This is a genomic window from Streptomyces sp. NBC_00080 (genome assembly GCF_045041255.1).
In the GTDB taxonomy this organism is placed as follows: Bacteria; Actinomycetota; Actinomycetes; order Streptomycetales; family Streptomycetaceae; genus Streptomyces; species Streptomyces coriariae.
Genome location: NZ_CP108235.1, coordinates 5114174 through 5128675 on the forward strand (window position 1 = coordinate 5114174; position 14502 = coordinate 5128675).

The window sequence follows — 14502 nt, forward strand, 5'->3', positions numbered from 1 at the left end:
CCTTCCTGCCAGTCTCTGTGAAGCTTTCAAATCCCAGTCCAGCCAGCACAACCAGTCCAATTGGCCTGGTTGTCTTGAACTGGATTTCCCCTGGCCGGTTGATCCTTAATCGGTCTGTGCTGTCCGGTACTTGACCGGGATTGGTTTGTCATTGGATGGATAGCGGTACGGTCGCTGTGTGGACGCGCAGCAGAGTGGGGACAGCGGCGGCCGGGAGTTCCACCGGGTCGCCGACGATCTACGTGCCCGGATGGCGAACGGGACCTATCCGCTGCGTTCCTTCCTGCCGTCCCAGCGGGACCTCGCCGAGGAGTTCGGGGTCTCCAGGGACACCGTTTCCCGGGTGATGAGGGAACTGGCCCACGAGGGCTGGATCGAGTCCCGTCAGGGCAGCGGTTCGCGGGTCGTCAAGACGCAGCGGATACAGTCCTCCACGCCCAAGGCCACGCGGCAGCTTCAGGGAGCGACTCTGGGACCGCTGCTCAGCGAGGCCTTCGAGCAGCCGGAAGTCACCCTGGACGTGTACACGTTGACGTCCGAGTCGCTGGACGCGCACATCCGGTTGCAGGCCGAGCGGATCCACCGCCGCTCCATCGCCCCCCAGCACATCGGCCTGCGGATGATCCTGCCCTCCGAGGAGCTGGTCCTGCCCTATCCGAGGGTCAAGGACAACAAGGACGACGACCGGCTGCGCAACCGGCTGCACGGCATCACGAACCGGCACACGGAGTCACTGCGCGGGGTGCTCAGGGACCTGCGGACCGAGAAACTCGTGCCGTCCGTCGACATCCAGATCCGGCACGCCCCGCTGACCCCGACCCTCAAGCTCTACCTCTTCAACGGGGCCGAGGCGCTGCACGGCCCCTATGAGGTGATTCAACGGCAGATCGACGTCGGCTCGAACGACGAGATCGAGGAGATCACCGCTCTCGACGTGCTGGGTCTCGGTGCCACCCTCAGCCACCAGGTGAAGGACGGGGACCCGAACTCCCCGGGCACCGTCTTCGTGGACACCTGGCAGTCGTGGTTCGACTCCGTCTGGAATTTTCTCGCCGAATAGCCCGGTCCCGGTGCGCTAGCATGCCTCAATCGCGCGAGCAATCGCTCTCGTCCATACGTATGAGACGGCGAACAAGCCGGTCTCGAACCGCCTGACGTGGGTGAGTGGCAAAACCACCAATCGGCTCAGCTGATCAACACTCCGGTCGTGCGGCGCGTTTACCGTTTGCCCTACCATGCCCAGCGCGAATACCGGAGCGGCCAGTGGTCGACCACCTTGTTCCCCCTCGTCACCTCGGGGAACGAGCAGCCGAGGACGTGCCCGGCGCGCTGCGGGCCTTCGTCAGGGCCGCCGAGGCGACCCAGGAGTCCAGCGGCCATCACAATCGCAACTATGTGCTGCCGTTGACGGAGCATGTCGCCCCTCTGGTGGGCCGCCCCCCGGGGACCTCGGTGATCGTACGGATCAGGCGCTCGGACGCGCTGCCCGTGGTGATCAGGACCTGGCCGGAGGCGGCGATCCTCGACGCCGTTCGCGGCGCCCTGCCGCACGCACCGGAATGCCTGATCAAGACGCCGGGTTACGCCATCCACAGTCATGTGGAGGGCGTACCGCTCTCCACCATCTGCGGAAACGGTAAACCTGTCGACAACCTGCTGATCAAGGCGCTGGCCGGGTTGCTGGCACAGATGACCCAGGTGCGGCGGCAGGCACTGCCGCCGCTGCCCGGCTCCTGGCCCGCCAACCACAGCGACAGCCAGGCCTTCCTGAAGACCCTGACCCTGTGCGCCGACGAACAGATCCGCAAGCCCAACTGGGGTGAGTTCGGCGGGCTGTTCAAGGCGCTGGGGATCTCCGACGACGCACTGCTCCGACTGGCCGAGCGGGTGCCCGCGATGACCCGGCGGCCGTACAGCCTGCTCCACGCGGACCTGCACCGGGACAACCTGATCGTGTCGTACGGCGGGGACCCGCCGCTCGTCTGCGTGGACTGGGAGCTGGCGACCTTCGGTGACCCGCTGCACGACCTCGCCACCCACCTGGTGCGCATGCAGTACCCGGACGACCAGTGGGGCGAGGTGATCGAGGCGTGGGCCCGGGCCATGCGAAAGTTCCGGCCCGGCGCGATCAAGGGCCTGTACAAGGACCTCTCCCACTACGTCGACTTCGAGCGGGCGCAGTCCGTCTATCCGGACGTGATGCGTGCCGCGAGGTCGCTCCAGGAGTCCTTCACGCAGAAGGGGTGTGACGAGGCGACGGTGGAGGTGCACCGGGCGCTGAAGGCGGCGGCGGGGCCCCTGCGGCTCGGGGACGTGCCGGCGTACGACGAGATCGAGCGGGCTCTCGTCAGGTGGCTGGCCTCGCGGGTCGACCGGGGCGACAGCGGCCGGCACTGGATCGCGAAGGCCTCCGCATGGCGGCCGGACCGGCGCCTGTCCGAGAATCCCCGCTTTCCGGCGTCCGCCGTGCGGGAGGCGCTGCTCGCGGAGGGCGCTGCCCCCGCGCACCGGGTGTTCAAGGGAACCGCTCATCTCAACTCGGTGGTGTGGGTGCGGGACATGCCCCATCCCGTGGTCGTGCGTCGCAAACTGGCCAACGTCTCGCGGCGGGAGCCGAGTTACCTGAGTGAGCACGCCGTCCTGAACGCCATCCAGGAGTCGCGTGCCCGGGTGGCGGCACCGCAGGTCCTGGCACTCGGCGAGAGTTACCGGGACGACGCCTTCAGCATTCACACCTATGTCGGCACCCGCGTCGACCAGCCGCCGAGCCACCCGGTGAACGGTCTGCTCCCGCACGAGGCCGACGCGCTCGTCGATCAGTTGTGCGAGCTGACCCGGGTGGACCACAGGGCGATCGATCCTCAGGCCGGAGACGTCGACTTCTACGAATGGCTGAAGGAGCAACTGGTCGGTCTGGTGCGGAACCTGCCGAAGGAGTCGCTGCAACTGGCCCGCACGCTCGGGCTGCCCGACGAGTGGCGGCTGCGCGAGATCCTCTCCCGGCACCGGTTGAGTCACCGGGCGCCCGCCCTGCTGCACGGTGACCTCAACCCCTGGAACCTGGTGCGCCGCAACGACCACCGGGCCCTGACCATCATCGACTGGGAGATGGCCCTGGTCGGCGATCCGCTGTACGACCTGGTCCGGCACATGCACCTGACGCCGATCCGGCCGGAGATCAGGGACCGCATGTTCCGTCGCTGGGAGCGGCACATGCCTCCGGAGTACAGCAGGGACTGGCGGGTGGACTGGCCGGTCTACCGCTGGAGCGAGATCATTCGCTCGGCCTACGTCGATCTCGACCGGCTGGCGACCAGGACGGGCCTGGACGCCCCCAATGTCCGCCGGGCCGTCGACTCCTACGCCGAGACGCTGGCCGCGGCCACCGCCTCCCTCGGCCTTCCGGCCTCCCGAACGGCCAACCCCTACCTCAAGCTGGCCCTGACCCGCGGCAGGTCCTGACCCCGGGCTGTGCGCGGGTGCGGTGCCTGCACGGGTGCGGACGCCTGCACGGGCGGGGGTGCACCCCCTTCGGGCTCACACGTCGAGCACCACCTTCCCGATCAGGTCCCGTCCCTCGATCGCCGCGTGCGCCGCGGCGGCCTCCGTCAGCGGGAACCGGGCGCCGATCACCGGCCGCAGCCGGCCCGCGGTCGCCTCGGCAAGGACGTGCGCGGTCAGGCGGCGCGCCTCGGCCTCGCCGAACTGCACGTCCCCGATCCCGAACAGGGTGACGCCCCGCCGTTCCGCCTCCGCCGCGGACACGGCCGCGAAGCCGCCCGAGGGTGCCCCGTGCGCGGAGAAACGCCCACCGTCGGCGGTCAACGGGAAGGCCGAGAGACCGAGTTCACCGCCGACACCGTCCAGTACGACATCGGCGGCGGCATCGGCATCGGCAACGGGTTCGGCATCGGCAACGGGTTCGGTATCGGCAACGGGTTCGGTACCGGCAACGGCTTCGGGGGTGGTCCCGGTGGTGGCTTCGGCGCCTGCCTCGGCGGCACGGGTGGGCTCCGGCCGCCCCAGGGCCTGCCGCGCCCGCTCCACCCAGTCCGGCGCCGACACGTCCACCACCGCGTCCGCCCCCAGCTCCCGCACCAGCGCCGACTTCCGCGCTCCCCGTGCCGCGGCCACCACCCGGGCGCCCCGGGCGCGGGCCAGCTGGATCAGCAGGGTGCCCATGCCGCCCGAGGCGCCGAGGATCAGGACGCGGTCACCGGCGCCCACGGCGGTGTGTTCCAGCAGACCGGCGGCCGTCACCCCGTCGTGGACGAGTGCCGCGGCCGTGCGCAGATCCAGGCCGTCCGGGACCGGGGTCGGCGCGGTGACCGGGGCCGTCACGCGCTCGGCGTAGCTGCCGGCCACGAAGGACGTCACCCGGCGGCCCACCCACCCGGCGTCCACGCCCGCGCCGACCGCGGTGACCGTGCCGGCCACGCCGCCACCGGGGACGTAGGGCGGCTCGACGGGGAAGTGGGCGCGGAACAGGCCCGTGCGGACCTGGGTCTCCACGAAGATCGTGTCGGCGTGGGCGACCTCGATCAGGACCTCGCCGGGGCCCGGGACCGGGTCCGGCAGCTCCACCGTGGCCAGGACCTCCGGTCCGCCGAACGCCTTCACCTGTGCTGCTCGCATGACATACCTCCACTGCGGTGCAGTTGAATGCGTGTGCATGGAGTCTTCGACCTCAACCCCGGTTGAGGTCAACCCCGGCCGAGGTCGAGCGGGGCCGGGCGGCGATCGGCCCCGTAGGCTCGGTCCATGAGCGAGACCGGGCTGCGCGAGCGCAAGCGGCAGCGGATGTACCAGGTGGTGTCGGACATCGCCGTCCGGCTCTTCGTCGAGCGGGGCTTCGACGCGGTGTCCGTCGCCGAGATCGCCGCGGCGGCCGAGATCTCCAAGCCGACCCTCTTCCGGTACTTCCCGGCCAAGGAGGACCTGGTCCTGCACCGGATCGCCGACCACGAGCAGGAGGCGGCCAGGGTGGTCACGGCGGCGCGGGCCGAGGGCGTCGCGCCGCTGCCCGCCCTGCGCCGGCACTTCCTCGCCGGCCTGGCCGCCGCCGACCCCGTCACCGGTCTCAACGACCATCCGGACGTGCGCGCCTTCCACACCATGCTCTACGGCACGCCCTCCCTGGTCGCCCGCCTGTACGGCTACCTGGAGCGCTCGGAGGCGGCCCTCGCCGACGCCCTGGCGGACGAGCTGCCCGACGCCCTCGACGCCCGGCTGGCCGCCGGTCAGATCGTCGCCGTCCGGCGGATCCTCGCCGACGAGAACTGGCGGCGGATCGCGGAGGGGGAGCGGGTGGAGGACGTGCGGGGGGACGCGGAGGCGGCGGTGGATCGGGCGTTCGCGGTGCTGGGCGCGGGGCTGCCGCAGCTCGGCCGGCCGGCACCCCGCTGACTGATACCGAGTAAAAAATGTGACTCGGTTACGTTATTCGTTACCCTTGCCGTATGACGACACCCGAGCCGGTCCCTGAGGGCGACCCGAAGAGCCCGCCGGATCTCGGCACCGCGTTGCACCACGAACGCGCCCACCACGACAACTGCCGCGCCGCCCTCGCCGCGATGGTCGAGGGCGCCGACCTGCACGTCGTCACCGGCGAGGACGTCTCCGCCTCCGGCGCCGACGCCGAGGTCCTCGGGTTCCGGTTGCGCAGCCGTGCCAAGGCCCTGCACGAACTGCCGGAAGGGCCCCTGTTCTTCGGTCGGCTGGACTTCGCGCACGGCACGGGCGGCGAGCACGAGGGCCTCGCCCACCACATCGGCCGGCTCCGCATCAGCGAGCACCCGGCCGCCCCGCCCCTCGTCGTCGACTGGCGCGCCCCCGTCTCCCGCCCCTTCTACCGGGCGAGCGCCCGCGACCCCCAGGGCGTGGCCGTCCGGCGGCGGTTCGGCTGGGCCCCCGGCAGCCGGGGCGACTCCGCCGACCTCACGGGCCTGGAGGACGAGCGCCTCGACGCGGGCGGGCACGTCGACGGCGGGGAGCGGGCCGGGCGTCGCGGGCCGGGCGGGGCGGGGCGACCGGGCGGGATCGTCGCCCGGGAGATCGAACGGCCTCGCGTCGGCCCCATGCGGGACATCGCCGCGACCATCCAGCCCGAGCAGGACGAACTCGTCCGCGGGGGGCTCGCCGAGTCCGTGTGTGTGCAGGGCGCTCCCGGCACCGGCAAGACCGCCGTGGGCCTGCACCGGGCCGCCTACCTCCTCTACACCCACCCGCGGCGCATCCAGCGCGGCGGACTGCTGATCCTCGGCCCCAACCGCACCTTCCTCTCCTACATCGCCGAGGTGCTCCCCTCCCTCGGCGAGACCGGCGTACGGCAGTCGACCCTGCACGACGAGATCGCCTGCCGGCCCGCGACCGGGACGGACCCCGACCGGACCGCCGCCGTCAAACACGACGCCCGGATGGCCGAGGTGCTGCGCCGGACGGTGTACGGACGGGTGACGGCCGGCCGCGCCGACGACCTCTCCGTCCCCGACGACTCCCACCGCTGGCGGATCGCGGGCGACCGGCTGACGGACATCGTCGCCGGGGTGCTCGCAGAGGAGCCGCCGTACGAGATCGGGCGCGAGCGGGTGCGCAGCCGGATCGTGCGCCGGATCCAGGAGCAGGTGGAACGCCGGAGCGGGCCGCGCCCGGCCTCCTGGACCCGCCGCATCGAGCGGGCCCGGCCGGTGAGCGCGTGCGTGGAGGCACTGTGGCCGAAGCTGCGCCCGGAGGAGGTGCTGGCCGGACTCCTCACGGACGAAGCGGAGTTGGCGCGGGCCGCGGACGGAATCCTGGACCCCTCCGAACAGCGGGCCCTGCACTGGCCGCGCCCGCCCCGCTCACCGAGGTCGGCCCGCTGGTCGCCCGCCGACCTCGTCCTCCTCGACGAGATCGCCGGCCTCCTCGACCATCCCCAGGGCTACGGCCATGTCGTCGTCGACGAGGCCCAGGACCTCTCCCCGATGGAGTGCCGGGCGGTCGCCCGCCGGGTCCGCTTCGGCTCGCTCACCGTCCTCGGCGACCTGGCGCAGGGCACCACCCCCTGGGCGGCGGACTCCTGGCGGGTGCAGATGGCCCACCTGGGCAAGCCGGACGCGACGATCGTCCCGCTGACCACGGGCTTCCGTGTCCCGGCCGCCGTTCTCACCCTCGCGGGACGCCTGCTCGACCTCCTCGACGCCGACGTGCCGCGCGCCGACTCCCTGCGCCGGGACGGCGAACTGCGCGTCCGGCGAGCCGACGGCGACCTGCGCTCCGCGGTCGTGGCCGCCGTACGCGACGCACTCCCCCAAGAGGGCTCGATCGGCGTCATCGCCGCGGACCCCGAGGTCGACGGGATCCGCGAGGCCCTGACCGGGGCAGGCATCCCGACCTCCGGCCCCGAGGATCCGGCCGCCCGGGTGACGGTCGTTGCGGCGACCCTCGTCAAGGGCCTCGAGTACGACCACGTCGTCGCCGTCGAACCGGCGGCCATCGCGCAGTCGGAGCAACGCGGCCTGAACCGGCTCTACGTGGTGCTGACCCGCGCGGTCTCACGACTGGAGGTGGTGCACGAACGGGAGTTGCCGTGGGAGACGTGAGGAGGGTGGCCGTCCCGGGCCGGGACGGGGCAGGCCGGGGCGGGTGCTTGCGCGACACCGACCGTCACCGCTCGCCCGTCCGGCGCCGGTGGCGTCAGGGCCAGCTCTCCGGGGCCTCCCGCGTCGCCCGGTACCCCCGGTCGATCAGGTCCGGAACGCCGGCCGCCGACCAGGAGGAGTGGTCGGCGGTGTCGATGGTGACGGCCAGGTCGGCGTGGCGGCCGTGGGCCGGGTGGTCGGGACGGGACTCGAACCAGCGGCGCCGGCCGGCGTTGCCGCGGCCGAAGCCCACGGCGATGACCCGCTCGGCGCCGAGCCGGTGTGCGGCCCACACCGGAGACGGCGACAGCACGGCGCCGTCGACGCAGAGCGCGCCGCCCGCTTCCAGCCGGACCTGCGGGAACAGTCCGGGTACGGCGCTGCCGGCGCGTACGGCCGCCGTCAGCGAGTCGGAGTCGACCAGCCGGGGCGTCGTGGAGCGCAACTCCGTGACCACCGCGCCGAACCGGGTCGGCAGGTCCTCGATCAGCAGGTCGCCGAGCATCTCCTCGATGTTGCGGACCATGGGAGTGGTGTCCAGGAGCCCCAGGCGCGGGGCGATCGCCGCGGACCCGAAGTCCGCCCACTGCGCGCGCGGCAGCCGCCCGGTGATCCGCTCGCTGCCGGCCCCCGTCGCCCAGGCGCCGCCGATCAGCGCCCCCGCACTGGACCCGGTCACCACGGACACCTCGATCCCGGCCTCCTCGACGGCTCGCAGCACACCGGCGTGCGCGGCGCCGAGGACCGCCCCGCTGGACAGGACCAGACCGACGGTGGGCGACTTCGGCGAGGCCACGTGTGCCCTCCCCTTCCGGGCGGAGCGCTCGGGTGGGGTGCTCGGGTGGGTTTCGCATGCGGTCTTCGGGTGAGGTCTGTGGGTGTGGTCGGTGGGTGGGGTGCTTCGGCGGGGCGCTCGGTCCGGAGTGGCGCGACACACTATTGCAAGCAGGTGCTTGCAATAGTTAGCAAGGCTGGTGCACAGTGGAGTCATGGCATCGCTCAACGTCGGCAATCTCGGCGAGTACCTGCGCGAGCAGCGGCGCAACGCGCAGCTGTCGCTCCGGCAACTCGCCGAAGCCGCCGGCGTGTCCAATCCGTACCTGAGCCAGATCGAGCGCGGGCTGCGCAAGCCGAGCGCGGAGGTGCTCCAGCAGGTCGCCAAGGCGCTGCGGATCTCCGCCGAGACGCTGTACGTGCGGGCCGGCATCCTCGACGCGGAGCGGGACGGGCAGGAGTACCGGGACGGTGCGACCCGCGCGGTCGTCCTCGCCGACCCCACGCTGACCGAGCAGCAGAAGCAGGTGCTGCTCCAGATCTACGAGTCCTTCCGCAAGGAGAACGGATTCGCGGACGGCGACGGTGCGGCGGCCCCACGGAACCACGAGAGCGACGCCGACCCGCAGCAGACGGCCGGTTGACCGGACCAGGGGACCGGCCGCACCGCTGCGGACCTGCACGACCCTCAGCCGAAAACGACGTATGTGAATCCGGGAGGACCTTCACCATGGCCATCACCGACGACCTGCGCAAGACCTTCAGCGACCCGACTCCGTTCTACTTCGCCGCGGGCACCGCCGATCTGGCCCTCCAGCAGGCGAAGAAGGTGCCGGGTCTGGTGGAGCAGCTGCGCACCGAGGCCCCGGCCCGTTTCGAGGCCGTCCGCAACACCGACCCCAAGGCCGTGCAGGAGAAGGCCGGCGCCCGCGCCAAGGAGGCGACCGCCAAGGCCAAGGAGGCGCAGGAGACCCTCCAGGCCAAGGTCACCGACTTCATCAGCAACCTCGACGGGGACATCAAGAAGATCGGCAGCACCCTCGACGCCGACCTGAAGAAGTTCGGCGAGTCCGCCCAGGACTTCGCGCTGCGTGGCGTCGGCGTCGCCGCCGAGTACGCCGTCAAGGCCCGTGAGACGTACGAGAAGGTCGCCGAGCACGGCGAGCAGGCCGTGAAGACCTGGCGCGGCGAGGCCGCCGAGGAGATCGAGGAGCTCGCCATCGCGGTCGAGCCCAAGTCGGAGCCCAAGCCCGCGCCCGTCGTCCAGCCGGTCGTGGTCAAGGACGAGCCGAAGCCCGCAGCGGCCGCGGCGCAGTCCGACACCGCCGCGGCGAAGAAGGCCGCCGCCGCCAAGAAGGCTCCGGTGCGCAAGCCCGTCGCGAAGAAGACCACGCCGCCGGCCAAGTGAGACCGACGGCCGGGGCGGACACGGCGGACAGGGACATACGGTCACGGGCCGGGCACTCATGTGGTGCCCGGCCCGTTGTACGGGTAGCGGGAGTGCGGTTGCGGGTACGGTGACCGCGTAAGGACGAGCGAGTCGAATCGCGTCGAGTCGGGTGGTGGACGTTGTGCTGATCGAAGGCTTCGCCGGGCTGGTGTGGCTGCTCTACCTCGCCATGCTGGTCCTCGCCGTGGTGGCGCTGGTGATGGCCGCTCTGTTCCGTGATGACGCCTACCGGGCCGCCGACAAGCAGAACAAGGGCTTCTGGCTGATCATCCTCGGTGTCACGGTGGCGGTGAACCTCCTGGTGCCGATGCTCTTCCTCCAGCTCGCGGGCCTCGTCGCCACGATCGTCTTTCTCGTGGACGTACGGCCCGCCCTCCGGCAGGTCGGCGGTGGCGGCGGCTGGGGCCGCAGGCGCGGCGGCAGCAGCAGCGACGGCCCGTACGGCCCGTACAACGGCGGCCGCTGACCCGACGAGAACCTTCCACGCCCCGCAGCCCCCACCAGGGGTGCGGGGCGTCGCCCTGTCCGGCTCCGCTTCCCCGCTCCCGACCAGCCCTGGACGACTCGCCCCGGACACCGGAGCCCCGTCTCCCGTCGGGCGGCCGGTCCCGGGGGGCTACGGCTACGGAAGCGGCGCGGGGACCCGGTCCAGCAGGACCAGTGCCACGTCGTCCGTCAGCTCGCCGCCGTTGAGCTCGCGTACCTCGTTCACCGCGGCCCGCAGCAGTGCCTCGCCGCTCAGTCCCTCGGAGAGCTGGCGGCGGATCATCTCCACCATGCCGTCCAGGCCCAGCCGTTCCCGGCCCTCGCCGATCCGCCCCTCGATCAGGCCGTCGGTGTAAAGCATCAGGCTCCACTCGGCGCCCAGCTCGACCTGCATCCGCGGCCAGCGGGCGCCCGGCAGCAGGCCGAGGGCGGGGCCGTTGTTGTCGTACGGCAGCAGGCGCGCGGGCCGGTCCGGGCGGGCGATCAGCGGCGCGGGGTGGCCGGCCAGGCACAGGCCCGCCCGGCGGCCGTCGGGCGCGATGTCCACCGTGCACAGCGTCGCGAAGATCTCGTCGTCGTCGCGCTCGTGCTCCAGCACCTGCTGAAGCGTGTTCAGCAGCTCGTCCCCGCACAGGCCCGCCAGCGTCAGCGCCCGCCAGGCGATGCGCAGCTCCACGCCGAGCGCCGCCTCGTCCGGGCCGTGCCCGCAGACGTCGCCGATCATCGCGTGCACGGTGCCGTCGGGCGTGCGGACGGTGTCGTAGAAGTCGCCGCCGAGCAGCGCGCGTGAGCGGCCGGGACGGTAGCGGGCGGCGAAGCGCAGCGGAGAGCCCTCCAGGAGGGGCGTGGGCAGCAGGCCGCGCTCCAGGCGGGCGTTCTCCTGCGCGCGCAGCTTGCCCTCGGCGAGCCGGCGCTCGGCCGTGTCGGAACGTTTCCTCTCCACGGCGTAGCGGATCGCACGGCTCAGCAGCCGGCCGTCCAGCTCGTCCTTGTAGAGGTAGTCCTGGGCGCCCACGCGTACCGCCTCGGCGCCGCGCTCGGCGTCGCCGGACGCGGTGAGCGCGAGTACGGCGTGCCGGGGCGCGAGCTCGAGCACGTGCCGCAGGACGGCGAGCTCGTCGTCGGACTCGGCCGCCCTGCCGGGCGCCGGCAGCGCCAGGTCCAGCAGGATGCAGTGGACGTCATGGGTCAGCAGCCGCTCGGCCTCGGTGAGGTTGCGGGCGGTGCGTACGCGGATCGGCCTGCCGTCCGCGTCGAGCAGGTCGTGGACGATCGGCGCGGCCGTCGGGTCGTCCTCGATCAGCAGCAGGGTGAGCGTGGTGGGGGCGGTGCCCGCACCGGTGCCGCTCACGCCGGTGGCGCTGACGCTGGTGGCGCTCACGCTGGTCGTGCTCACGCTGGTCGTGCTCACGCCTTGGTGGACGCCGTCGGCGGGCGTCGCGTTGAGCGCGGTGTTGTTCCGGTTCTCGGCCGTGGTCGCCTCGTTGCGAACGGATTCTTCCTTGGAGGGGCCGCCGACTATGGGCGCGGCCTGCGCCTGACCACTCTCCACGGCCGGGATCGCTCTCTGCCGCGGTACGGGTACGGGCATCGTCTTGAGTTCCTTCCCTCCCCCCGAGGGCATGGTGGGGACGAGGGACCTCGACCCACCGACGGGGACCATAGCGGCAGAAGGCGCCGCAACGGAATGGTGTGAGGCAGGCCGCTTGATCTCTGGCCACAGTCATATGCCGCGTTCTGTCCCGCATTTGGGCAGGGCGGGTGTGGTGCGGGGATGACGAACGTCACGTCCGCGCGGAGTTTGGCGGCGGGGTGGAGGTGGCCTGGGTCACGTGGAGGGCGGCGTCCGATGGGGCCGCCCGGCCACCGGGTCTCACGCGTCCGGCCGGACCACCCCGAGTATCGGCATCGAGCCCGCCCCCGCGAGCGTGACCGTGCGGCCCGGCCGCGGGGCGTGGATGATCGCGCCGTCGCCCACGTACAACGCGACATGGCTGGCGTCGTCGAAGTAGATGATCAGGTCACCGGGGCGCATGTCCTCGACGGCGATGTGCGGCAGTTGCTTCCACTGCTCCTGCGAGGTGCGCGGTATCGCCTGTCCGGCGCTCCTCCAGGCCTCGGAGGTCAGTCCGGAGCAGTCGAAGCTGTCCGGGCCCTCCGCGCCCCACACGTACGGCTTGCCGATCTGGGCGGTGGCGAACTGCACGGCCTTCTTGCCCTGGACGGACGCCGCGCTGTTGATCTCGTCGAGAACGCCGGTGTCCAGCCAGGCGGTCTGTGCCTCCAGCGCGACCTGCGCCTCCAGTTGTTCGAGGCGCTCCTTCTCCTTCTTCTCGAGCCGGGATTCGAGCTTCTCGGCCGCCGCGATCTGCTTCTCGATCCTCTTCTGGGCCGCGGCCTTCGTCTTGCGGCCCGCCTCCAGCTTCTGCCACTGGGTGGAGGCGTCCTTGGAGTACTGCTCCAAGTCCTGCTGGGTGCGGGCGAGTTCGCCGATCAGGCCCTTGGTCGCGCGCTGCCCCTGGAGTGCCCGGCCCGCGCCGTCGAGGAACTCCGACGGATCGTCGGTGAGCATCAACTGCGCCTCGTCCGGCAGGCCGCCGGTGCGGTACTGGGCGCGGGCCGCCGCGCCCGCGCGGTCCTTGAGGTCGTCCAGCTTCTCCTGGCCCGCGACGATCTTCTTGGCCAGCTCGACGATCTCCGCCGACTGCTTCTTCGCCGCTTCCTCGGCCGCGTTGTAGGCGTCGGTGGCGACCGCGGCGTCGTGGTAGAGCGCTTCGAGCTTGGTGCGGACGGCCTCCAGGTCCTTATTGGACGCGGTGGAGGGGAGCGGCGGGGTCGTGGAACTCGCCGACGGCGACGGCGTGGGACTCGGGCTGGCGAACGCGGTGCCGGGTGCGCCCAGCACGGTGACCGCGCAGACCACCGTCACAGCCGCCGTGAGCAGGCCGCGCTTCCCCGTTCCCATACCCCGTCCCCCAACCCCTGATTAACCGTCAGTAACTTACGGTGCCCGGGGGATCGTGCCACGTCACGGCTGAAAACGACAGAGGTGACGACGGAACGACGGAGTGGCACAGCGACCGAAGCAGTCCTTCCCCTCTTCGCCGCCCCGCCATGACGATCTCCCCGTCAGTGTGACGAACGACTCACGGAGATCGTTCCCGGCGGCCAGGGGGAAAGGAGGGAACGGTGGTTCAGTCGTCGGCGCGGTTCCGGGGCGCCAACGCCCCCCACCGGACCGTCACTTCCCCCTGCCGCCACCGCGCCGGCCCGTCCGTCACCGGCCAGTCGGCGGTCAGGTCCCGCACCGTGCGGATCCACCGCTGGCGGGCGCCGTACGACGCGTAGGGCGCGGCGGCGGCCCAGGCGCGGTCGAAGTCGCGCAGGAAGGCGTGCACCGGCTCGCCCGGGACATTGCGGTGGATCAGCGCCTTGGGCAGCCGCTCCGCCAGGTCCGAGGGGCGTTCCAGGGAGCCCAGCCGGGTGGCGAAGGTGACCGTGCGCGGCCCTTCCGGTCCGAGCGCGACCCATACGTGCCGACGCCCGATCTCGTCGCAGGTCCCCTCGACGAGCAGCCCGCCGCGGGACCCGGTCACCGGATCGGCCGGCGCGAGCCGCGCGCACAGGCGCCGCCAGACCGCGGCGACGTCGTCCTCGTCGTACTGCCGCAGCACGTTGGCGGCCCGTACGAGGTGCGGCCGCCGGGGCACCGGGATCTCGAACCCGCCGTGCCGGAAGTCCAGCCCCTCGCGCTCGTACGGTTTCGCGGCCGCCACCCGGGCCGGTTCGATCTCGACGCCCACGACACGCGCGCGTGGGGCGACGGAACGCAGCCGCCGCAGCAACTCGACGGCCGTCCAGGGCGCCGCCCCGTACCCGAGGTCGACGGCGAGCGGCTCGGCGGCCCGGCGCAGTTCGGCACCGTGCGTCGCGGCGATCCAGCGGTCCATGCGGCGCAGCCGGTTGGGGTTGGTCGTCCCGCGCGTGACCGTGCCCACAGGGCGGGCGGGGGCGCGGGAGGTCATGCCTACGAGGGTAATGCGGCACCACCTCCAGCCGACCCCGAGCCTCGCCCCGACCGGAGCCTCGCCCGATCGGAGTCTCGGCCCGTCCGGGAGAACCAGCCCGTCCGGCGTTTGAGGACGAGGCCCTTTCGGGCCGAAGCGGGGGTCC

The 14502-nt window shown here is 72.1% G+C and carries 12 protein-coding genes; 7 read left to right on the top strand and 5 right to left on the bottom strand.

The annotated features are described in order from the left end of the window. The first annotated feature begins 178 nt into the window (after nt 1–178). Both OHU34_RS22970 and OHU34_RS22975 read left to right on the top strand, forming a co-directional pair. Nucleotides 179–1060, top strand: a complete 882-nt coding sequence (locus OHU34_RS22970; RefSeq protein WP_020130344.1) for a winged helix-turn-helix domain-containing protein — start codon at nt 179–181, stop codon at nt 1058–1060. A 257-nt stretch (nt 1061–1317) separates the two neighbouring features. Then, nucleotides 1318–3462 carry an aminoglycoside phosphotransferase family protein gene (locus tag OHU34_RS22975; RefSeq protein ID WP_142264960.1) on the top strand — a complete coding sequence of 715 codons (2145 nt, stop codon included), beginning with the start codon at nt 1318–1320 and terminating at the stop codon, nt 3460–3462. Nucleotides 3463–3537: 75 nt separating this feature from the next. On the opposite strand, the gene OHU34_RS22980 is transcribed toward OHU34_RS22975, so the two are convergent. Beyond that, the gene (locus OHU34_RS22980) at nt 3538–4635 is read right to left on the bottom strand and encodes a zinc-binding dehydrogenase (RefSeq protein ID WP_405768067.1); all 1098 of its coding nucleotides are present in this window, start codon (nt 4633–4635) and stop codon (nt 3538–3540) included. A 126-nt stretch (nt 4636–4761) separates the two neighbouring features. On the opposite strand from OHU34_RS22980, the gene OHU34_RS22985 reads away from it, so the two are divergent. Together OHU34_RS22985 and OHU34_RS22990 are read left to right on the top strand one after the other, a co-directional pair. Next, nucleotides 4762–5406, top strand: coding sequence for a TetR family transcriptional regulator (locus OHU34_RS22985; RefSeq protein WP_405768069.1), 645 nt, complete (start codon nt 4762–4764; stop codon nt 5404–5406). A 53-nt stretch (nt 5407–5459) separates the two neighbouring features. Continuing rightward, nucleotides 5460–7580 (top strand): HelD family protein, encoded by a 2121-nt coding sequence (locus OHU34_RS22990; RefSeq protein WP_405768071.1) that lies wholly within the window; start codon nt 5460–5462, stop codon nt 7578–7580. Nucleotides 7581–7674: 94 nt separating this feature from the next. Here OHU34_RS22990 and OHU34_RS22995 read toward each other — a convergent pair whose 3' ends face one another. Next, nucleotides 7675–8415 carry a patatin-like phospholipase family protein gene (locus OHU34_RS22995; RefSeq protein ID WP_405768074.1) on the bottom strand — a complete coding sequence of 247 codons (741 nt, stop codon included), beginning with the start codon at nt 8413–8415 and terminating at the stop codon, nt 7675–7677. Between the two features lie 193 nt (nt 8416–8608). On the opposite strand from OHU34_RS22995, the gene OHU34_RS23000 reads away from it, so the two are divergent. The 3 genes from OHU34_RS23000 (at nt 8609) to OHU34_RS23010 (ending at nt 10309) form a co-directional block, all read left to right on the top strand. Further along, a complete protein-coding gene (locus tag OHU34_RS23000) occupies nt 8609–9037 on the top strand; it encodes a helix-turn-helix domain-containing protein (protein ID WP_054243857.1) in 429 nt (142 codons plus the stop codon). 86 nt (nt 9038–9123) lie between these two features. Beyond that, nucleotides 9124–9801 carry a hypothetical protein gene (locus OHU34_RS23005; RefSeq protein WP_142264957.1) on the top strand — a complete coding sequence of 226 codons (678 nt, stop codon included), beginning with the start codon at nt 9124–9126 and terminating at the stop codon, nt 9799–9801. 163 nt (nt 9802–9964) lie between these two features. Then, nucleotides 9965–10309: a DUF2516 family protein gene (locus OHU34_RS23010; RefSeq protein ID WP_062645612.1), complete on the top strand. Its 345-nt coding sequence runs from the start codon at nt 9965–9967 to the stop codon at nt 10307–10309. A gap of 156 nt (nt 10310–10465) precedes the next feature. On the opposite strand, the gene OHU34_RS23015 is transcribed toward OHU34_RS23010, so the two are convergent. From OHU34_RS23015 to OHU34_RS23025, 3 genes are all read right to left on the bottom strand, one after another. Then, a complete protein-coding gene (locus OHU34_RS23015) occupies nt 10466–11920 on the bottom strand; it encodes a fused response regulator/phosphatase (RefSeq protein ID WP_230195351.1) in 1455 nt (484 codons plus the stop codon). Between the two features lie 282 nt (nt 11921–12202). Further along, nucleotides 12203–13294, bottom strand: coding sequence for a C40 family peptidase (locus OHU34_RS23020; protein WP_142264955.1), 1092 nt, complete (start codon nt 13292–13294; stop codon nt 12203–12205). 229 nt (nt 13295–13523) lie between these two features. After that, entirely contained in the window at nt 13524–14354 is an 831-nt protein-coding gene (locus OHU34_RS23025; RefSeq protein ID WP_405768078.1) for a class I SAM-dependent methyltransferase, read from the bottom strand. Nucleotides 14355–14502 lie beyond the last annotated feature (148 nt).